Origin of the sequence: Salegentibacter salinarum (genome assembly GCF_900168115.1) — a bacterium.
In the GTDB taxonomy this organism is placed as follows: Bacteria; Bacteroidota; Bacteroidia; order Flavobacteriales; family Flavobacteriaceae; genus Salegentibacter; species Salegentibacter salinarum.
The window spans coordinates 78,471-99,320 of record NZ_FUZC01000007.1; the positions used below are offsets into that span (position 1 = coordinate 78,471).

The 20,850-nt window shown below is 36.3% G+C and carries 19 protein-coding genes; 11 read left to right on the forward strand and 8 right to left on the reverse strand.

Annotation, left to right across the window (positions count from 1 at the left end; all coding sequences use genetic code 11):
• The first annotated feature begins 20 nt into the window (after positions 1-20).
• The 3 genes from B5X53_RS10025 (at position 21) to B5X53_RS10035 (ending at position 3,442) form a co-directional block, all read left to right on the forward strand.
• A complete protein-coding gene (locus B5X53_RS10025) occupies positions 21-968 on the forward strand; it encodes a cation diffusion facilitator family transporter (RefSeq protein WP_079713093.1) in 948 nt (315 codons plus the stop codon).
• Between the two features lie 94 nt (positions 969-1,062).
• Positions 1,063-1,557, forward strand: a complete 495-nt coding sequence (locus B5X53_RS10030) for a MepB family protein (protein WP_079713094.1) — start codon at positions 1,063-1,065, stop codon at positions 1,555-1,557.
• Positions 1,558-2,458: 901 nt separating this feature from the next.
• Positions 2,459-3,442: an alpha/beta hydrolase gene (locus B5X53_RS10035; RefSeq protein ID WP_079713095.1), complete on the forward strand. Its 984-nt coding sequence runs from the start codon at positions 2,459-2,461 to the stop codon at positions 3,440-3,442.
• Positions 3,443-3,799: 357 nt separating this feature from the next.
• Here the strand turns inward: B5X53_RS10035 and B5X53_RS10040 are convergent, their stop codons facing one another.
• Positions 3,800-5,062 (reverse strand): carboxypeptidase-like regulatory domain-containing protein, encoded by a 1,263-nt coding sequence (locus B5X53_RS10040; RefSeq protein ID WP_232764171.1) that lies wholly within the window; start codon positions 5,060-5,062, stop codon positions 3,800-3,802.
• A gap of 168 nt (positions 5,063-5,230) precedes the next feature.
• Between B5X53_RS10040 and B5X53_RS10045 the strand changes: the two genes are divergently transcribed.
• Positions 5,231-6,106, forward strand: a complete 876-nt coding sequence (locus B5X53_RS10045) for a cation diffusion facilitator family transporter (RefSeq protein WP_079713097.1) — start codon at positions 5,231-5,233, stop codon at positions 6,104-6,106.
• A gap of 28 nt (positions 6,107-6,134) precedes the next feature.
• On the opposite strand, the gene B5X53_RS10050 is transcribed toward B5X53_RS10045, so the two are convergent.
• Positions 6,135-9,158: an AAA family ATPase gene (locus B5X53_RS10050; protein WP_079713098.1), complete on the reverse strand. Its 3,024-nt coding sequence runs from the start codon at positions 9,156-9,158 to the stop codon at positions 6,135-6,137.
• Between the two features lie 3 nt (positions 9,159-9,161).
• Positions 9,162-10,379 carry an exonuclease SbcCD subunit D C-terminal domain-containing protein gene (locus B5X53_RS10055; RefSeq protein ID WP_079713099.1) on the reverse strand — a complete coding sequence of 406 codons (1,218 nt, stop codon included), beginning with the start codon at positions 10,377-10,379 and terminating at the stop codon, positions 9,162-9,164.
• A 209-nt stretch (positions 10,380-10,588) separates the two neighbouring features.
• Between B5X53_RS10055 and trhA the strand changes: the two genes are divergently transcribed.
• The 7 genes from trhA to B5X53_RS10095 all read left to right on the forward strand — a co-directional run bounded on the left by trhA (position 10,589) and on the right by B5X53_RS10095 (position 17,005).
• Positions 10,589-11,230 (forward strand): PAQR family membrane homeostasis protein TrhA, encoded by a 642-nt coding sequence (gene trhA, locus B5X53_RS10060; RefSeq protein ID WP_079713100.1) that lies wholly within the window; start codon positions 10,589-10,591, stop codon positions 11,228-11,230.
• Between the two features lie 96 nt (positions 11,231-11,326).
• Complete coding sequence (locus B5X53_RS10065; RefSeq protein WP_079713101.1) at positions 11,327-11,959, forward strand: Crp/Fnr family transcriptional regulator; 633 nt, start codon at positions 11,327-11,329, stop codon at positions 11,957-11,959.
• A 69-nt stretch (positions 11,960-12,028) separates the two neighbouring features.
• Positions 12,029-12,826, forward strand: a complete 798-nt coding sequence (locus tag B5X53_RS10070) for a sulfite exporter TauE/SafE family protein (protein ID WP_079713102.1) — start codon at positions 12,029-12,031, stop codon at positions 12,824-12,826.
• Positions 12,827-13,359: 533 nt separating this feature from the next.
• A complete protein-coding gene (locus B5X53_RS10080) occupies positions 13,360-14,730 on the forward strand; it encodes a cytochrome ubiquinol oxidase subunit I (protein ID WP_079713104.1) in 1,371 nt (456 codons plus the stop codon).
• 2 nt (positions 14,731-14,732) lie between these two features.
• Positions 14,733-15,764 carry a cytochrome d ubiquinol oxidase subunit II gene (locus B5X53_RS10085; RefSeq protein ID WP_079713105.1) on the forward strand — a complete coding sequence of 344 codons (1,032 nt, stop codon included), beginning with the start codon at positions 14,733-14,735 and terminating at the stop codon, positions 15,762-15,764.
• A gap of 2 nt (positions 15,765-15,766) precedes the next feature.
• Complete coding sequence (locus B5X53_RS10090) at positions 15,767-16,381, forward strand: class I SAM-dependent methyltransferase (protein WP_079713106.1); 615 nt, start codon at positions 15,767-15,769, stop codon at positions 16,379-16,381.
• A 6-nt stretch (positions 16,382-16,387) separates the two neighbouring features.
• The gene (locus tag B5X53_RS10095; RefSeq protein ID WP_079713107.1) at positions 16,388-17,005 is read left to right on the forward strand and encodes a class I SAM-dependent methyltransferase; all 618 of its coding nucleotides are present in this window, start codon (positions 16,388-16,390) and stop codon (positions 17,003-17,005) included.
• Positions 17,006-17,050: 45 nt separating this feature from the next.
• On the opposite strand, the gene B5X53_RS10100 is transcribed toward B5X53_RS10095, so the two are convergent.
• From B5X53_RS10100 to B5X53_RS10120, 5 genes are all read right to left on the reverse strand, one after another.
• Positions 17,051-18,706: a bifunctional metallophosphatase/5'-nucleotidase gene (locus B5X53_RS10100; protein ID WP_079713108.1), complete on the reverse strand. Its 1,656-nt coding sequence runs from the start codon at positions 18,704-18,706 to the stop codon at positions 17,051-17,053.
• 143 nt (positions 18,707-18,849) lie between these two features.
• Positions 18,850-19,266 (reverse strand): DsrE family protein, encoded by a 417-nt coding sequence (locus B5X53_RS10105; RefSeq protein WP_079713109.1) that lies wholly within the window; start codon positions 19,264-19,266, stop codon positions 18,850-18,852.
• 36 nt (positions 19,267-19,302) lie between these two features.
• Positions 19,303-19,704: a DoxX family protein gene (locus B5X53_RS10110; protein ID WP_079713110.1), complete on the reverse strand. Its 402-nt coding sequence runs from the start codon at positions 19,702-19,704 to the stop codon at positions 19,303-19,305.
• A gap of 58 nt (positions 19,705-19,762) precedes the next feature.
• Complete coding sequence (locus B5X53_RS10115) at positions 19,763-20,119, reverse strand: hypothetical protein (protein WP_079713111.1); 357 nt, start codon at positions 20,117-20,119, stop codon at positions 19,763-19,765.
• Positions 20,119-20,817 (reverse strand): acetolactate decarboxylase, encoded by a 699-nt coding sequence (locus B5X53_RS10120; RefSeq protein WP_232764170.1) that lies wholly within the window; start codon positions 20,815-20,817, stop codon positions 20,119-20,121. The genes B5X53_RS10115 and B5X53_RS10120 overlap by 1 nt, the downstream gene beginning before the upstream one ends.
• Positions 20,818-20,850: the final 33 nt, after the last annotated feature.

The following is a 20,850-nucleotide window of genomic DNA, read 5'->3' on the forward strand; positions in this document are numbered from 1 at the left end:
GTATTTAAATAACAAATAAAATGGCAAATAATCACGAACATATAAATTGTAACAGGGACAATCACAACCACAACCCTGCAGGAAATAAACGTTCTAAAAAAAGTGCATTGTCATTAGCTTTTTGGCTCAACTTTTTCTTTTCAATAATTGAACTAATTGGTGGTATCTTAACCAATTCAACAGCAATTATTGCAGATGCGTTTCACGATTTTATGGATGCAGGAGCAATAGGTTTGGCAATATTGTTAGAAAATGTTTCGGACAAGAAACGCACCGCTAAATTTTCCTATGGTTACAAACGTTTTTCGCTTTTAGCAGCATTAGGTTTGTCCATATTTCTATTGGCAGGCTCAGTAACAATGGTTTTTGCTGCATACAACTCTTTTATAAATCCTAAAGAAATTCACAGTGTAGGAATGTTATGGTTGGCAGTTTTAGGGCTTGCAGTAAATGGGTTTGCTTTCCTTAGAATAAAAAATGAGGGCGGACATCATCATCAGGGACATAACCATAACAGCGAATCTATAATGCTTCATTTGTTCGAAGATGTATTGGGTTGGGCGGTCGTATTGATTGGAGCTGCAATCATACACTTTACAGGTTGGAATTGGATAGACGGATTTTTAACGATTGCTATTGCTTTATATATAGGGATCAATGCTTCTAAAAATTTAATCAATACCCTTAAAGTAATGTTGCAGTCGGTACCTGAAAATGTAGATCTGAGCCATTTAGAAACGGATTTACACAAAATAGAAGGCATTACCAATATACACGATCTTCACGTGTGGAGTTTGGACGGTAGTTACAATGTAGGCTCCTTACACGCAGTTGTCAACAACGCAACAGGAAAAGCTGAACAGGATATTTTAAACAAAATAATCAAACTTATGCGAAAACATCGTATTCAGCATCCTACTGTTCAGATTGAAACAAACTTCAACAGATGTCAATTAAAACATTGTTAGTACACAAAAAAGCCAGCTGCCAACAAAGGTGTTGAATCAATCTTAAATCGAAAGTCAGTGCTCGCTTCTTTAAAAATCAAACTAAGTAAGAAATATGGATGATAATCTTAACCGAATAAAGACGGAAATTTATGAAAAATGCGGATTTAAAATATCGGATTTTCTACTTGAAACGGAAAGTAAAGAGTATGAAGCTTGCAGATTTGATTTAAACGGTCGAAAAATTATAAGCAGAAACGCTAAAATTACCCCTAAAAAAGTAGGACAGTTTGTTACTTTTTGGAAACGGAATGGAAATGGACCAATTGAACCTTTTAAAGAAAATGACCAATTTGATTTTTTTACAGTAAACGTAAAGTCTGAAAACGAGTTGGGACAATTTGTTTTTCCAAAATCTGTGTTGATGAAAAAAGGAATCATATCAACAGAGAAAAAAGAAGGAAAAAGGGCAATTCGCGTGTACCCGAGTTGGGTCAATGCAAATAATAAACAAGCGGAAAGAACTCAAAAATGGCAGTTAAATTATTTTTACGAAATAACGTATCCGACAGATTTCAAAAAAGTAGTGGGGTTATATAATACTGAATAACCGTGCGGGAAGTACTACTTTCAACATATAAAACACTGCTAAAACCGGTCTTAAATTGAAATTTCCTACTGAGCTTAGGGGGTTATCTTGCACATCGTCACTCTCACCAGCTTGCACAATTTTTATGTGTGCCGAGAAGCAATGACGGCAAAATATCATTGCATGCTGTATTTGAGATGGTGGGATCCAGTTTTACTGGACGATCCACCGCAAGCGCTGTATAGGCGGGGCTTGCAAACCACCTAAAGGTTCTATGGTAAAGAGCCATGGTACTGAGCGTTTAGGAAAAGGTAAACCATGAGTTTATCAGGTATGGATAAAAGAGATGAACGAAAGTGAACCACTGAAGAGGTGTCGAGAATGTGCTTACACTCTGTCAAAAGCTGTAGAGGTAAAAATGCAGTGACAAGTACAGCGGAAGCTAATTACTGGCTGTACGGCAGGCGTCATTCAGGTGGCATGACTTTTATTCGGGCTCATTTACGGAACTCGGGAACCTGTACAATAGTGTTAAGGGAAATGCACAATAGGATCAAACTAGAGGCAGAATACCAAGATATTGTCCAGGGACGGACTAACCCGTAGTAGTGATGAAGTTCCTGTAATGGGAATGGAGCGAAGGGGTTAGGTTATACAGTTTCATTACATTTACCAACTCTATAAGAGGATGAGTTCACGGAATGAAACAAAAATCCTCAGGGATTTGTATAACAAAAGCCGTATGATGGGAGACTATCACGTACGGTTTTGTGAGAGGTTTAGGGGTGAAATTCCCCTTTACCTACTCGACATAGGACGTGGCCAAATTACAATTCGTCGCTTTAAATTAACATTTCAGATTAATAAAGTTTATACCCAAACTATTTCGAAATAAGTTTGAATAACCTTTTTAGATCAAAAGATGAACAGAACTTTAAAACAAATTTTCATATTCCTAATAATCAATTGTATTCTATTCTTTTCTGTAGTCTTAATTCTTATTTATTGGCCGATTCCAACAAAAAAGAGTATTGAAAATTTTAATTATAGTTCTATAGATACCACAGCCACTAACTCGCTCTCAAAAGCTCAGGAAGTATGGATTAAAACTAGAAATACTCAAAAATTATTTACCAGAATTTATGCCAGCAATACCAAAACCGCTGTAATACTTATTCATGGTTCCGGTACAGAAAGTAGATATTTAGCCCATTTAGCTAACTCTTTATCAAGTACCAATCTGGCAACGGTAATAACTCCCGACTTAAGAGGCCACGGAAGAAATATCTCCACTGAAGTGGATATAGACTATATCGGCCAATTAGAGTATGACATAGAGGATATTATTCATTATGCAAAAGAAAATTTGGGAGCAGAAAAGGTAATTTTAGCTGGGCATTCCTCTGGCGGAGGTCTTGTTTTACGATACATTGGAAATACCAGGCTCACGAATGTAGATAAAGCCATTATGATTTCACCATACTTAGGGCACGATTCTCCTACTGTAAAACCCAATAGCGGAGATTGGATAACTGTAGGGGTTAAAAGATGGGTGGGAATATCACTATTAAATCCTATAGGAATAACCTATTTCAATGAAATGCCAGTTTTATTTTTTAATAGACCTAGAGCATATAATGATAGCCTGCAAGTTGAATCGTATTCTTATAAGATGGCTGTAAATTTTGCCCCGAAGGATTTTGAAGATGAAGTAAAACAACTGAGTACAAACTCACTGGTTATTGTTGGAGAAAGGGATGAAAGCTTTTATCCAAATCGTTTTGAAAAAGTTTTTGAGCCAGCAAACAGTTTTGTAACCGTCAATCTTATTCCTGAAGCCAAGCATTTGGATATTGTAAAAAACGATGAAGTTCTAGCAGAGATTAAGAATTGGATTTCAAACTAATTAAAAACATTTGCCAAGACGTTTAAAAACAAGAAAAAATCCCATTTTTGAAATTTCCTAGTATTTTTCAATCGTACAGTACCCAATGAATTCTTTGTTTATTTCATTTCCGGATAAAAAAAAAGGAGGAGTCGTGGCCCCAGTACTAGTTGATAGCCATCCATTTACAATTTTTACTTGAGACTTGAATTTTAAAAGTCAAATATCTTACCCTAAAAACTCACCTATCTAGCTTATAGCAATATTGAAATTGTTTTAAAATATCAAAGGTTGTCTAAAAAGCTTAATGTACTTTCTAAACAACCTTCAATATTCTATTTAAAAATACTTTATTCGAAAATAAGTTTTATTAGGAATTTATTGAATATTTTCCTGAATCTTTTCTATGGCATTTTGTATAGATTTATCGGGTTCTATAATATTATTACTTCCCCAAAATTGTAAGTCCGTAAAACCGGAAATATCATCGGCCATTACTACTCTTTTATTGATAAAATTATCCCTTTTCTTAATTCTGTCTTCACTTTGTGGATGCCAGTTGGTAACTGCCATTTCAGAATCTACAAGATACCTGGAATTAAACAACTTTCTTTTCCAGTTTACTACAAAAAGAAGCTGCGCGTTGGAGTAGCCAAAATACCATTTGCCGTCTTGCTGATGATAATCTATATCATACATCACTTCAATAGGGTAGACTTTGGTGCCACCGGGTTTTTTATTAACAAACATATTGGTAGCTGCACGCCGGTTATCTACATTCATATTTAATTTTGCTCTTACCAGACTTTGGGTTTCGGCGTCTATAAATAGCGTCCCAAAGAACCAGGGCATATTTTTATTCATATCTTCAAAGCTCACCACATACAAGTACCGGTTATCGATTTGTGTGGGTTCTTCAAAACTGAACTCATAATTATCTAAATCACGCTCATAAAAGAGATAATCTGGGTACTTCATCACATCTATAAATAGCGTATTAAAAGGGCCGCCACGCAATTTTAAGGCCAGGGTATCTAGACGTTCATAATCAGCAGTTTTTCGCGCTTTAACGAGTTCTATGTCTTCTTCACCAAAATCACTATAGGGTTTTTTATGAATTTTTACCACAGCTTCACTCAGGGAAACATTTCTATTCCCTTTACTTATACTTTCTCTATAAAAAGCTGTCATTTGGGTTGGGTCATCTATATAATTATCTCCTCTGTTATCTAACATATTACGTACCAGCCTTCTGGCATCTCCTGCTTCATAAACTTTTACTTCAGAAAGTTCTTCTACCACGGGCTCCAGGTATATAATTGTTCCCCGGGGTTTAAAATAGCTCAAAGGTAAATTCTTGCTCTGGTACCCCAGATAAGAAATATTTACAGTGGCAGGACTGGATCCTTTTGGTACTTTAAGAGAAAATTTTCCTTCGGAATTCGTAACCGTAGAGATATTGGTTTCATTTACCGACAAGTGTGCGTTTACGATCACATCCTCGTTATTTGAGTTGATCACTTCACCTTTATACTCTACATAATCCTGATCGGAATCCTGTAAAAATGGCGAAGCATTTAGGGGCGCGTAGTAAATAAGCATACCCACTAAAAAAAGCAATAGGGATTTTAAATTTTTCACAGCTATAAGTTTTTGATATTCATTCTAATATACGAAATTTTGAATAAAATTAATAGTAAAATTTAAGCTGAGCACAATATTTTTTACTGAAGACGAGGAAGGTTTATAAATACACTAAAAATGACTAATTTCGGAGTGAAAATCAATTGACCTAAGTTTTTCAAAAGTATGGGGCACCATCATCATAAGAATTCTTCTGAAAAAAATTTACGCCTTGTATTTTTTCTCAATCTCGGTTTTACTATTATTGAATTTATTGGTGGAGTTTACGTGAACAGCATTGCCATTATCTCTGACGCAGTTCATGATCTCGGTGATAGTCTTTCACTGGGGACTTCCTGGTACCTTGATCATAAATCGAAACAAAAAAGCAACTCTAAATTTTCTTTTGGATACCGAAGATTTTCCCTTTTAGGAGCTTTACTCAATAGTTTGATACTTATTGCAGGTTCGGTGTATGTGATTTATGAAGCGGTGGGCCGACTTATGGCTCCGGAACATTCTGATGCCGAAGGGATGATGATCTTTGCAATTATAGGGGTGGCAGTGAACGGATTCGCCGCCTGGAAATTAAGCAGTGGTAAAACCTTAAACGAAAAAGTGATTTCCTGGCATCTTATAGAAGATGTTTTGGGATGGACTTCAATCCTCGTAGTTTCTATTATTTTGCAGTTTAAAGACATTCATTACCTGGATCCGGCTTTATCTTTGGTAATCACGCTTTATATTTTATGGAATGTTTTCAAAAGATTAAAAGAGACGCTTTTTATTTTTTTACAAGGCACCCCGTCTGATATTAATCTGGATGAGATAAAACAAAACATTGAGAAAATTCCCGGTGTGGCTTCCACGCATCACGTGCATATTTGGTCGCAGGAGGGAGAGCATCACGTTTTTACAGCTCACGTAAAACTGGAAGATATTAATAGCGTTAAGGAATACCTAAACCGTAAATCTGAAGTCTTAGAGTCTTTAAAAACCTATAATTTTGAACATTTTACCATTCAATTTGAGCTGGATTCTGAAACCTGTAGTTTAGAATAATTATAATTTTTATTTTCAACCCGCAACATTATTTAACCACCAAACTGCTATATCCCTGCCCATTTCTGGTTAGTTGAATTTGAGTTCCAATTCGCTCTTTAAGCGAAGCTACGTGGCTAATAATTCCAATAGTTTTACCAGACTCGACTTGGAGTTTTTCTAATGTATCCAGCGTTTGATCCAAAGTTTCGGGGTCTAAAGTTCCAAAACCTTCATCGATAAAGAGACTGTTTATTTCTACATTTCTCGAAGCGAGGTCAGATAAAGCCAGGGCGAGAGACAAACTTAATAGGAAAGTTTCACCACCCGAAAGTGTTTTAACCGATCGCCTTTGTCCGCCCATATCTTCATCTATCGCCACCAAACCGTCATCTTCGCCATTCATAGCTTTATCAATTTTATAACGTTCACTTAAATCTTTTAATCGAATATTCGCTAGATAAATGAGCTGGGATAAGGTAAGATCCTGTGCAAAATCGTTGAATTTTTTTCCCTGCCGGTCTCCAATTAGCGTATTTAAGAGTCGCCAGCGTTTGCAATCCTTTTCCTTTTCAGCAATTTGATTTTCAAGGCTTTTTAAATGGGAAATATTCTCAGTATTATTATTAAGCTTTCTTCTTAATTCTTCGCAATTCGATTGAGTGGATTCAAAAGCTTCCTGCTTCTGTTGTTGCTCCCTTGTTAAGTCTTCTGTAGAGCGTTCGCTTTCATTTTCTTTAAACTGCTTTAATTGCTTTTTAAGGGTAGAAATGCCGGTTTCAACAATGCTTTTTTGTTTTAGAAAATCATCTTTTTGCTTTTTTAAGTCAAAGAATTTATTTCCGGGTAAAAGCGATTGGTAAGCGTTTTCAATACTTTCAAAATCTTTTTCTAAAACCTGCTGTTGCAGTTTTTCCTTTAAATCTTCATAAGTTTTCGATTTTTTATGAAACTGTTCTCTTTGCTGTTTTTCGTTTTCTTGGAGATATTTTTTTTCCTGTAGTAATGAATTCCAATTATCCATTAATTGCTGACTATCCTCACCAATATTTTTTCCTGGATACTGCTCCAGAAGTTGCTGCTGCAGTAATTTTCCCCGCTGAAGTATTTTTTTTAACTCTTCTAAAACTGGTAATCCACCGGCTATCGCTTTTAATTGCGGATTTATAGCCTCAAAAGATTCTATATTCTCAATTTTTGCTTTTAAAGTAGCAATCTGCCTTTCCCAATTTATAGTTTCAGGCTTCTCAAATTCGGGATTTTTTTTCTTGAAATTATCTTCATTTTTGCTAATCTTAGCTTCGATTTCACTTAATTGTTTTTTGACATTTTCCAATGAGTCTTCTAAATGCAATAGTTTAGATTGCACTTGCGTAAGCTTGGAATTATGCTCATCTATTTCTAAACTTTTTGCTGAAATTTTAACCGCAAGATCATCTTCAAAATCTGGAAAATGTTCAGAATAAGGATGTTCTTTTGAGCCACAAAGCGGACAGGCTTCTCCCGTTTTCAAAGATTTTCTAAGATCTTTTAATTGTGCAGTTTTTAACTGATTTTCCTTTTTTAGCTGAAGGATTTCCAAATCCTTTTTTAAAGAAATAAGGATAGTTTTTTCTTCCTGAATTGTTTTAGGTAAATTTTCTATTTCCGGTTTAAGGGACTCAATTTCCTTTTTGAGATCTGACTGTTTCTGCTTTTGTTCCAGGTTTTTTTCTGAAAAACTCCTGGCTTCACGGCTTTTTTCTAATTCGGTTTTCAGTCGATTCTTTTCCGAAGCAATATTTTCTAAATCCACCTCTTTTAAATCATTCTCTAGCTGTTGTTTTTGTTGAGTTTTTTCAGCTTTAAGATTCTGTAGGATTTCTTTTCCGGCTTTTAAATCATTCTCCGGGAACTCCAGGTTTATTTCCCTGATTTCGGTTTTAAATAATTGGAGTTTACTTTTATAATCGTGTGCCAAAGAAGTTTTTTCTTCCTGAAGTTTCCTTATTTTCTCAGTAAAATCAGTGAGTTTTTCCTTTAGGTTTTCTACGTAAACTTCCTCGTGAATAAAACTTCTTACCTCTTGTATAAAATTGCTTGTATTTTCTTTATTCAGTTCAATTTTTTCCGAAGTTTTATTTAAACCAGTTTTTAAATCACCTAAGTCTTGCTGAAATCTTTTCCAGGATTGTATTTCTTCAGTAATTGGCTGTAGTTTCTCGTGTTGTTTAAGGCTTTCTCCGTATTGGTTTTCAAATTCCTTTAGCTGCGCATTCAGTTTTAATTCTTCAGCCTGTATACCGATAATTTCTTTTTCCTGTTTTTGAATGTTTTGCTTTAATTCCAGCTGTTTTTCAATCAACCTTAAATCCTTCTGCAAACTTTCAGTTTGAGTGGTTTTTGCTTTTAAATCTTTCTTGAAAATTTCCAGATCTTCATCAGATAGTAAATACGAGTTAATCAATTTTATCTCGTCCTGCTGCTTTTCAATTTCAGAAGTTTCAGCTTTAAAACGTTCATAGGCCATTATTCCCAATTGTCGGTAAATTCCGGTGCCGGTGATTTTCTCTAATAGTTCGCCACGTTCCTCTTTTTTAGCCGAAAGAAATTTGGCAAAATCTCCTTGGGCAAGTAAAACCGATTTAATAAACTGGTCGTAATTTAACCCGATTAGTTCTTCATTTTTCGCCGGAATTTCAGACTTTTTTAGATCTAAAATCGAGTTGTCCTGAAGATTGGCAATCTCCATATTATAATCGTTCAGGTTTCCGTTTCGGTTCACCTCAATACTCCAGGAAGAAGTAAAACGCCCGGCATTGGTTTGGTAGGTAACTTTAGCATAGGCTTCTTTTTGATTTCGCGTAAGAATCGCACCTTTTTCCCTGATTTCCTTTTTACTTATTTTCCCCAATCGTGGCACCTGATTAAAAAGCGCCAGCGAAATCACATCCAGAATACTGCTTTTCCCGCTACCTGTGGGACCCGTTATGGCAAATAGTGTATTTCCCGAAAACGGGGAAGCTTCAAAATCTATAAAATTTTCGCCTTTAAGGGAATTGATATTTTTAAAAGCTATGCTAAGAATCTTCATTGTTTAAACTTGTTTAGATTGGTGCACTTCTTCAAGAATTTCATTAAAAGCGCTCAATAATTCCTGGCGGGTATCCTCATCTTCTTCCTGACGGTCTACTAATTTCTGAAAAACATCTAAGGGCTTAATATCTTCCAACTGCTGTTTTTCCTCATAAAGTTCGCCGCTGCCGCTTATTTTATTTTCAAAAGTGGCGCGGTGTTTTACGATCTCATAACCTTCCACTTTAAAATTATCGACTAACTGGTCCAGTTCATAGATTTTATTAGAATCAAAATTTTCTTCTTTTAATTCAATTTCAATTAAAGAAGCGAGTCCGGAGCGAGGTTGCAATTCCCATAATTTTTGCTGAAGAATTTCAAGGGTGCCGGCTATTTTCAGTAATTTTCTAAAACCAGGAATTTCAATATTTTGTGGTTCCCAACCTGTTTCGTTATTTAAAAGAAGAATCCGGTTTCTATTGCTACGTTCACTAAACGAAAGAGGAATAGGCGAACCGCTGTAGAAAGTAGGAGTAGCCGCATTTACCCTTTGTGGTTTATGAATATGACCCAGCGCGATGTAATTAAAATAATCGCCAAATTGGAGCGCATTAAAAGCCGCCTGGTTCCCTATTTGAATATCGCGTTCACTTTTTGAAGTTTCGGCGCCTGCGGCAAAAAGATGACCCATAGCGATCGCGGGAACGCCTGGATATTGCGTTTTACAAATTTCAGCGGCATCTAAAAATGTTTGCTGAATTCCTTTTCGCAAGGCTTCGAGTCTGTCTTCATAAGCATTTCCCTGGCTGGCAGTCCGCAAATCAGCATCGCGTAAATAGGGTAGGGCAGCAATCACCAATTCCGTTTGGTTTTCTTTATTTTTTATAGGAATTATACAATCTGAAATCTCATTCGGCAGTCCACCAATAATATGAATATCTAATTCCCGTAAAACTTCTTGCGGGGCATTTAGCATCGTAGGGGAATCGTGGTTGCCACCGGTTATAATAATTTTACAGTCCAGACGCTTCAGCTTCATTAAAGCTTTAAAATATTGCTGTCTGGCTTCAGAAGAAGGATTGGCGAGATCAAAAACATCACCGGAAACCAAAAGTACTTCTACCTTATTTTCAGCAATACAATCGCAAAGCCAATCTGTAAAAAGATCAAAATCTGGGTGTAGACCATGTTTATGCAATTTTTTACCAATATGCCAGTCGGCGGTATGCAGAATTTTCATAGGAATCGGTTAAGGATTTGTGCCGGTGTGAAAGCCCGAAAATAATAAAAATTGCCCGTTTAAAATATTCGAATTAAGCTTGAATATCTTTAATTTTATATCATCAACTTTCCTGCAAAGGTTTTTTAATCTTGTAGGTATAAAAAGTAGACAAACGCAGGAATTTTAAGTTGATGTAATTAAAATTCTCCGACCAAAACATTTAAAAAATGTCATTTAACCAATATGAGCCTTTTGAAGAAAAATTAAACGTGATCTCTCACGCTTTTGGTTTTGCCTTAAGTATACTAGGTCTTGTTTTATTGATATTAAGAGCCAACGAATTTGGCGAAATGGTACACCTGGTGAGCTTTATTATCTTTGGCGCGAGTATGATCTTACTTTATGCAGCTTCTACTTTATATCATTCTGCCACGAATAAGAACTGGCGCTACAGGTTAAATATACTGGATCACGCTTCTATTTATGTGCTTATTGCGGGAAGTTATACGCCATTTGCACTGGTTACTTTAGAAGGCTGGGTAGGGTGGACCATATTTGGTGTGGTTTGGGGCTGTGCCCTTACCGGTATTATTCTTAAACTTTTTTACATTGGTAAGTATAGAACACTGTCTACAATAATGTATGTAGTAATGGGCTGGATTATTGTATTTGCCATTAAACCTCTCTACGATAATTTAAGTTCTGAAGGTTTATGGTGGCTCATAGGCGGCGGACTCTCATACACAATTGGAGCTGTATTATTTAGTTTGGATAAAGTAAAGTTCAACCACGCCATCTTTCATATTTTCGTGCTATTTGGTACGTTTTGCCATTATCTTTCTATTTATTTTTATGTGTTACCGGGATAGACTTTCGGCTAAAATTTCGCATTCTTCTGAATTTAAATATTAATTTTAGATTCTGAAAAATTGAATTTCAGAATTAATAATAGTTCAGTCAGGATTATGCTACAGGAATTAAAAGAAGCTTACGGATTTATTTTTGAAGACGATTTAATTGAAGAGATTGGAGAGGTAGGTAGTCTACAACAGGTTGCTGCCGGTGAAAAAATCATTGAAATTGGAGATTATGTAAAAATGATGCCCTTACTAATTGAAGGAGCAATTAAAATTATGCGCGAAGATAAGGATGGCGACGAACTTCTGCTGTATTTCCTTGAACGTGGCGATACCTGCGCAATGACCCTTTCCTGTTGTCTTGGCCAGACCAAAAGTGAGATTAGAGCCATTGCCGAACGCGATACTAAGTTGATTATGATTCCCATTGAAAAAATGGAAGAATGGACCTCCAAATATAAATCTTGGCGCGATTTTGTTTTTGAAAGTTACCACGCCCGGCTAAATGAAATGCTGGAAACCATAGATACCATTGCTTTTATGAATATGGACCAGCGTTTAATGAAATATCTTCAGGATAAGGCAAAAATCAATCAGAATGAAGTAATTGCAGCTACCCATCAACAAATTGCTTACGATTTGCATACCTCACGGGTAGTGATTTCCAGGTTATTAAAAAAACTGGAAATTGACGGTAGAATAAAACTGCAGCGTAACAGTATAGAAATAATGGAACTTTAGTTCTTTGTAACCCTTGTTACTGTACAACACCCATATTGCAGGTATTTTTGCAGCGTAATAAAATATAATATGGAAATACTTGAAATACTGGGTTACGTTGGTGGATTGGTAATTGGTATTGTTTTAGGTCTTATTGGTGGCGGCGGTTCTATCTTAACGGTTCCCGTGCTGGTTTACTTACTGGCCATTAATCCCGTAACCGCCACTGCATATTCTCTTTTTGTTGTTGGAGCATCCTCCCTGGTAGGCGCTTTTAAAAATATGCAGAAAAAACTGGTAGATTTTAGAACTGCCATTGTTTTCTCGATTCCTGCTTTTATTGCGGTATACGCAACTCGAAAATGGATGGTACCTGCCATTCCTGAGTCTCTTTTTAGTGTTGGAGATTTTGAAATCACCAAGAACATTGGTATTATGCTGTTTTTTGCCATTATTATGATCCTGGCTTCAGTTTCTATGATTAGGGAGAATGGAAAGAAAAAAACCGAAAATGAAAAAATCAGCTATAATTATCCTTTAATTGTTCTTGAAGGAATTGTTGTAGGTGTTCTCACCGGAATTGTGGGTGCAGGTGGTGGGTTCCTAATTATCCCGGCTTTAGTGCTTTTAGCAAAACTTCCTATGAAAAAAGCGGTAGCGACTTCCTTGCTAATTATTGCCATTAAATCGCTTATCGGTTTTATTGGTGATGTTCAAAATATGGATATTAACTGGCTGTTTTTAGCAATTTTTACGGGACTTTCCATGGTAGGTATGTTTATAGGAATTTATCTCAATAAATTTATAGATGGAAAAAAACTGAAAAAAGGTTTCGGCTGGTTTGTATTAATAATGGGTATTTATATAATTTGGGCTGAAATTTCGTAAATTCTAATCAGGGAAACTGAAGCGATGCCATTTAAAAACTACTTTTTTGTCGGAATGCAGTTTGTGCTTTTTATAGCCTGGATATTCGATATTGAAGCTTTAAAGTTAAACCGGTTAGAATTTCTTCAGCCGGTTTTTTTAGTTTTAAGCGGAATAGGTTTTTTAATCGTTTTAATTTCAATCCTACAACTCAACACCAATCTATCCCCATTTCCAAAGCCAAAAGAAAACGCAATTTTAATAACAAATGGACTCTTTAAATATATTAAGACATCCTATTTACTCCGGTATTATAATTTTTCTCTTTTTTCTTTCCCTGTATTTTGCTTCCGGGTATAGAATAGGAATTGCGGTTTTATTGCTGATTTTATTCTGGTTTAAATCAGAATATGAAGAACAGCAATTATGCTTAAAATATCCAAATTATCGCAAATACCGGAAGGTCACCGGTAGATTTTTCCCTAAATTTATTCGTTGAAAATTATATTGATAAGCCTTTTTGAAAGGACTTGAAATCAATAAACTAAAACTGGATGGAGAATTTAGATTATGCCCGCCTGCAAATGGCCTTTACTCTGGGCTTTCACATTATTTTTGCCTGTATTGGGATGGTTATGCCTTTTTTTATGGTGGTTTCGCACTACAAATGGTTAAAAACCAGAAATCCTATTTATAAAAGGTTAACTATGGCCTGGTTAAAAGGAGTAGCAATCTTTTTTGTTACCGGGGCAGTTTCAGGTACTGCGCTTTCTTTCGAACTGGGGATGCTATGGCCGGAATTTATGAAACACGCCGGTCCCATTATTGGGATGCCATTTTCCTTAGAAGGTGCTGCATTTTTCGTTGAAGCCATCGCCCTTGGATTTTATCTTTACGGCTGGAATAAACTTCCCGAAAAATTCCACTGGTTTACTGGTGTGATAATTGGTGTAGCGGGAGTAGCTTCAGGAATACTCGTGGTTTCAGCAAATGGCTGGATGAATGCACCATCAGGTTTTGAATATATAAATGGTGAATTCACAAATATAGATCCGGTTGCGGCATTGTTAAATCCGGCCTGGTTTACCCAAGCCTTGCATATGACGCTTGCTGCTTTTGTAGCCACCAGTTTTGGAGTGGCTGGAATTCATGCTTTTCAAATTTTCCGGAAAAGAAATGTAGAATTACATACCAAAGCTTTTAAAATCGCTATTGTTTTTGGAGCAATAGCTGCGTTTTTACAACCTATCAGCGGTGATCTTTCAGCCAAAGATGTCGCCGAACGCCAACCGGTAAAACTCGCTGCTATGGAAGCGCATTATGAAACCTCAAAGGGCGCCCCACTTTATATTGGTGGAATTGTAGATGAAGAAAACCGAACGGTCTCCAATAAAATTGAAATTCCAAAAGCACTTTCTTTTCTGGCTTTTGGCGATTTTAATGCCGAAGTAAAAGGATTAAACGATTTCCCTGATAATGAACTCCCGCCTGTGGCCATTGTACACTATGCTTTCCAAACTATGGTCGGGATAGGTACTTTGTTGATGTTTGCAGGACTAATTTATTTTATCAGTTTGAGAAAGAAAAGCTGGCTTCAGAATAAATATTACTGGTTATTGTTTATAATAATTGCGCCTCTTGGTTTTGTAGCGATAGAAGCCGGTTGGATAGTTACTGAGGTTGGAAGACAACCCTGGATTATCCACCAAATTATGAGGACTGAAGATGCCGTAACCCCAATGCCGGGTATGAAGTATAGCTTCTTTTATTACCTTTTTCTCTATACTATTCTGGCTATAACAGTAACCTGGTTGATGAACCGACAAATAAAATCCCTTAATCAGGAAACTTCTGAAGAGAAGGGCACAGGAAATACTTTGAAAAAGAGTTTTAAGCCCACAGGTGGAAATAAAAACAAAGATTAGTTATGTTGTATGTAGTTCTATTTTTCCTCTTGTTTTCGCTGTTATTGTATGTGCTCCTCGGTGGCGCTGATTTTGGTGCCGGTATCGTTGAGTTATTTTCTTCAGCCAGAAACAAGGAGCATACCCGGGATACAATTTACCGTGTAATGGGCCCAATTTGGGAAGCAAACCATATCTGGCTTATTATAATGCTTGTAATTTTATGGGTGGCTTTTCCGGCGTATTTTAATGTGATGATAATTTACCTGCATATTCCTTTAAGCCTTGTTTTACTGGGAATTACGTTACGTGGTGTAGCGTTTGTTTTTCGTCATTATGATGCGGTTTTAGATAAATCTCAGTTTTGGTATAACTGGCTTTTTAGAATTGGAAGTTTTGTAACACCGGTCTTCCTGGGAATGTCTTTTGGGGCGTTAATCGGTGGTGAAATTATTATTACCGAAGATTATGAGACCTACGGTTTTTACGATCTTTTTATGCAGCACTGGCTGAGTATTTTTGCCTTACTGGTTGGATTATTTTATGCCGCACTTTGTGCTTTTTTAGCTTCCACTTTATTGATTGGAGAAGCCGATGGAAAAGCACGGAAACATTACGCGAAAAATTCGGCTTTTTTTACCATTGTACTCGTCGTGCTTGGCTTTATCCTTATTAGTTATGGATATTTCAGCGAAATAAAATTTGCAGAAGATTTTATTCATAATCCGATTTCTTTAGCCTGCGTTGGTTTATCGGGAATCCTTTTATTTCCGCTTTGGAAATTTATAAAAAAAGAATATCGAATTGCCAGTAGGTATTTGGCAGGTTTCCAGGTAGTTTTAATACTTTTTGCAGCCTTATATGCACATTTTCCTTATATTATAATAACTGCCGAAAAAGAGATAAGTCTGTTAGAAAACCTTGCACCAGAATCTACCATCAGTAACCTGGCGATTATGCTGCTAATTGGCGGATTTATTATTCTACCGGGTCTTTTTCATTTAATGAAATCTTTTAATATGATTAAGTTACTTGAAAAACCTGAAAAAGATTAATTATGAAGGAAACAAAATCACATTGGGAAGAGGTTTACGATAAAAAATCACACCAAGATGCCAGTTGGTACCAGGAAACACCTGCAACATCTTTGGAGTTTATCAAAGAACTGGAATTATCTGAATGTTCAAAAATTATAGATGTTGGGGGAGGAGATTCCAATTTTGTAGACCATTTATTAAAAGAAGGCTTTCGGGATATTTCTGTTTTGGATATTTCTGAAAGAGCCATTGAAAAGGCCAAAAAACGTCTAAAAGAAGATGCTGAAAGGGTGAATTGGATCGTTGCTGATGCTTCAGAATTTGAAGCCACACAGGTTTATCATCTTTGGCACGATCGCGCTGCTTTTCATTTTTTAACTGAAAGTAAACAGATAGAAAATTATATACGAACCCTAGAAAATTCGGTAGCTTCAGGCGGATTTGTAATTCTGGCAACATTTTCAACAGAAGGGCCGGAAAAATGTAGTGGAAGAACCATTAAGCAATATTCAAAAAAAGATCTTCAGGAATTATTAAAGCATAAATTTCAACTTTTAAAATTCAAAAATATAGATCATAAAACCCCGGGCGGGGCTATTCAGAACTTTACATTTTGTTGTTTCAAGAAAAAATAAAAGCTTATGAAAGAATTTTGGAACGAACGTTATGCCGATGCAGATTATGTTTACGGCAAAGCACCTAACGAATATTTTAAAGAGAAAATTGATGAAATGCAACCCGGTAAAATTTTGTTACCGGCCGAAGGCGAAGGAAGAAATGCTGTGTACGCGGCAGTCCTGGAGTGGGAGGTTTCTGCGTTTGATATTAGCATAAAAGGAAAGGAAAAAGCTTTAAAACTGGCCCAAACTGAAAATGTTGAAATTGATTATAAAGTAGGAGGTCTACCCCAACTTGATTATAAAGAGGAACAGTTTGATTGTATTGCCTTAATTTTCGCCCATTTTTCAGAAGATAAAAAGGATAACTACCTGAAGCGGTTTAAACAATTATTAAAAGGAGGCGGCGTAATTATTTTTGAAGCTTTTAGTAAAGAACAAATAGATATTCAGAAAGATAATCCAAAATCTGGTGGCCCTAAAAATGCTGAAATGCTATTTTCTAAAGAAGAATTGCAAACCTGTTTTAGCGGTTATGAATTCGAGGAATTTGAGGATTTAATCACCGAGCTTTCAGAAGGAAAGTTTCACCAGGGAAAAGCAGCAGTAATTCGTTTTGTAGCGCGAAAACCATTAAACTGAAATATAAAACCTCACAGGTTTTTACGACCTGTGAGGTTTTATTTTCTATTGAAACTCATAATCCGTTCCCGGAACTGTTGAAAAAGATTTTTCTCCCAGATATTCACAATAGGCCCGGCCATCTAATTTTGGCGAGACCGGAGAATGCTTTTGTAAATATTCTTCTACTACTTCGTGAATAGTATAATCTTTTACTTCTACATCTTTTACATTTGACATTCGGCAAAGATTGTCAATTGGATCACCAGGGCGAACACAGGCTGAAATCGTATAGTATTCATCTTCCTGCATTTCTGCTCCGTTTACAGTAACCGATTGTATACGTTCCCCTTTTTCATTTTGAGAATCGAAATCGACTTCCATTCCAGAAAATCTTACCAGCCAGCCCCCAAAACGTTCAATTGAATTTTGGGCAAATGCATTGTGCATTTCATTTTCCAGCCAGTTTTTAATTTGTTTTCCACTGGCTTTCCCGGTTTTAACTTTTTCATTTACCGGTAATAAATTCCACAAATTTGCTCGGGTGATGGGCGCAGCCTCACCGTTTTCGGGAACTATAGGATTTCCGAAGCGGAATCCGTTAGAAATCGAAATATCGGCACCGGTTTTCCATCGAGCCGCATCGGTGATCATATTATCCATTGGGTTCTCCACAGTCAGGTAGCGGTAAAGCGGAGTTTCGGTATAGCCAACCACGGTTTCTAAATATTCTTCGTAAGGAGCTTTTGCCTTTTTAACCAATTCGGCAATTTCGGGAGCAGCCGGATATCTTTCAGGGTCTACTTCCATTAATTCATACTTCTGATCTACAATTTCACCATCTTTAAAATAAAGATCCAGTTTTCCCACAAAAGAACCAAAAGCGCCCGGTTCGGTCACTTTGGCGTATTTTCCCTGAATGGGTTCCCGAACGCGTTCGTGCGTATCGTTCCCAAAGATATAATCTACATCTTTCGCAATCTGGCTATTTGCTAATTCTACCTGTTTAAAAATTCCGAAATGAGTAACGAGAAATAGCGCATCAACTTTTTCTTCATTCTTTACTTTCTGAATCACTTCTTCTACACCATCTTCCAGTCCGCTAAAACCAATTCCCTCGCTAAAAATTGGATTTTGTCGCACGGGAACATCTGGATCGTTAATTCCAATAAATCCCAGTTTTACGCCTTCAATTTCTTTAGTCCAGTAAGGGGGGAAAAGCTCTTTTTGATCTTTATCGTGAAACATATTCTGAACAATCACCGGGGTTTCAAAACCCTGTAAAACGTCCATCATCACTTGCTTACCATAAACTACTTCCCAGTTTCCCGGCACAATAAGGTCGTAATCCATATTTTTTATAATGTCCGGGAAGATTTTCCCTTCAGACAGCGCGGCATATCCACTACCCTGGATCAGATCGCCGCCATCTAGAATAATTGTATTCGGATTTTTAGCTCTTTCTTCTTCGAACAGGGTTTGAATATGTGCCAGTCCGCCACGTTCTTTAAAAACTATTTCTTCATTTTCCCAGAATAATTCGGGATGGGCATCTAACTGACCGTGAATATCTGCAGTTTGAAGAATGGTAATTTTAGTAGCGTTTTCTTTCCTGTCTTCTTTGTCTTTACCTTCTGCATTTAAGCACGAAGTAAAAAGTGTAAGTCCCAAAACTCCTGAAAATAGAAGGAGTATTGATTTTATTTTTTTATTGAAAATCATATTATGTTTTTTCTTTCTTGAGTTTTATATAGCTAAAATGTGTACGTCATGCTGAATTTGTTTTAGCATCTAGTTTCTTAACCAGTCAAACCTCCAATAAAAATCGCAGCAGGCTCTGAATCAAGTACATGTTGACGTTCTTATTAAAGTTCGATACTGAAATAACCTTTTTTCTGTAGCTGAAAATCGTATAGAATACCGTTTTCAACAATTTCCATTTCAGAAGGGATTTTTTCCGGGTCTACTCCAAATTTTTTCAGGGAAAATCCGCAGGCTTTAAGTTCTACTCCTGCTTTTTCTGCCCTGTGTGTAAATTTTTTCATTTCCTCGAGATTGATTAAACCTTTTACGGTCTGCCCGCAAACAATAACCTGGAAATCTCCAAAATGGTGTCCGTCTTCTTTTTTCAATTCTTCCGCAGTAATTAAAATGGGTTGCAATTGCGGAATTTTCTTGGTCAAAACCACGTAGTTATTTTTTTCTGTGTCGTGCTTTTGTGCTTGTGTTTTTACTGAAAACAGCATTAAAAAAGCTGTAAATATTAAAATTATCTTTTTCATTTTTTAAATTTTTTAGGCTGTAATAGCCGGTTATATTTATGTTTTTTGTTGATCTTTAAAATCGTTTAGGATGAAAAACAGAAGTCCGCCGGAAATCGCTACATTTTTAAATAGCGGCCCCAGTGTTGTAATTTGCCCCACCTGCACAGTTAAGGTAATAGGGATTAAAATAGCAAGTAAAACTGCTGCTGTCCAGCGGGTCTTAAAGCCTAATAATAGTGCGACTCCCGCAATAAGCATCACAATTCCGGAGATCATTACCAGCAACTCCGGATTGCCGAAAAAATATGCGATTCCTTTAAAATTGGCCTGATCAATCCTGTTAACTGTTTTTTCAAGATTAAGCAAATGATTAAAACTGGCCACGAGAAATATCCCGCTGAGCATCCCTCGTAACACTTGTATAGAGCGACGACTCACTAAAATTTTTGTATTCATTGAAATTTAGAATTAGTGAAAAATAATCTTCTCCGGATTTGTGCCCGGAATTATCTTATTAAGCCACTAATACTTTTGGAGGAGGGTAATTTTTTAAAAAGTAAATAGAAATCACCGTAGGATTTAAATATCCAAAATCCAGGTGATTATTTACTTTTTGCGGTTCGGGTAAGCTGATTTTAGAAAGATGAAAGGGTGAATTACACAAGGCATCTGAACTAATAATCAATATTGAAGATTCTTGTGAATAAGTATCAGTAGAACCCAAGGGGTGTATTTTTTTCTTACAGAAAGGATTTACCAATGCGATTTCTTCGGTATCTAAAATGCTATTCAACACTTTCGCATCGAGCATTAGGAATTTTCCGAAGAAAACCACGGCAAGAAAAATCGCTATGTAAGATTTTAATTGCATTATTCCGGTAGGTATAGTTTTAAATTCTTTGGATCGAAATCAACCTGATCCAAATGACCCATTTCTTTTTGATCTTCTGTAATTAAATGAAGATGTATAAAAGTATCGTGATGGGTGAAAATGGCCTGATGTTTTCGAGAGAAAAAACCAAGTATTTCTACCTTTTTATCGGTCAGGTTATAATTTGTAAGTCCTTCGTGAGCTTCTTTTGGAGAGCTAACCTTACTGCCTTTTGGCAAGTTTACAATATGAATATCTGCTGAATTAATTTTTCCTTTAAGTCGAAAAGGGAAAGCTTCATGATTCTTAGGGGTCAATTTATCCAGGAAATCCTCTAAACTTTTCAACGAAGTGACCGAACTGGGAAGTGATACTGATTTCCATTTTGAAACTTCAGCATAAACAAAAAACGGTGCTTTTACAGATTCGATTTCTTCAACTTGCATTGAATTTTCATCCCCCACTGAAGAATTATAAATGATTCCATCTAAAAGCAGCAATTCACCCCTAAGGAATTCTATGGGCCCAAGTCCATAAACACCTTTATTTGCCAAAGAATCTAAAGAAATGCTACCTCCAAGTTCTCCTTTCATCATCACATTTTTCATTGCACCGGCAACATTCACACTGCTATTTTGAGCAAGAGCAGAAAAGCCTATAAGAAGGCTAAAAAGAAAGAAAGTTTTTTGTATTCCCATTTGCGGCAAATATAATTAGAACAATTTAAAGTT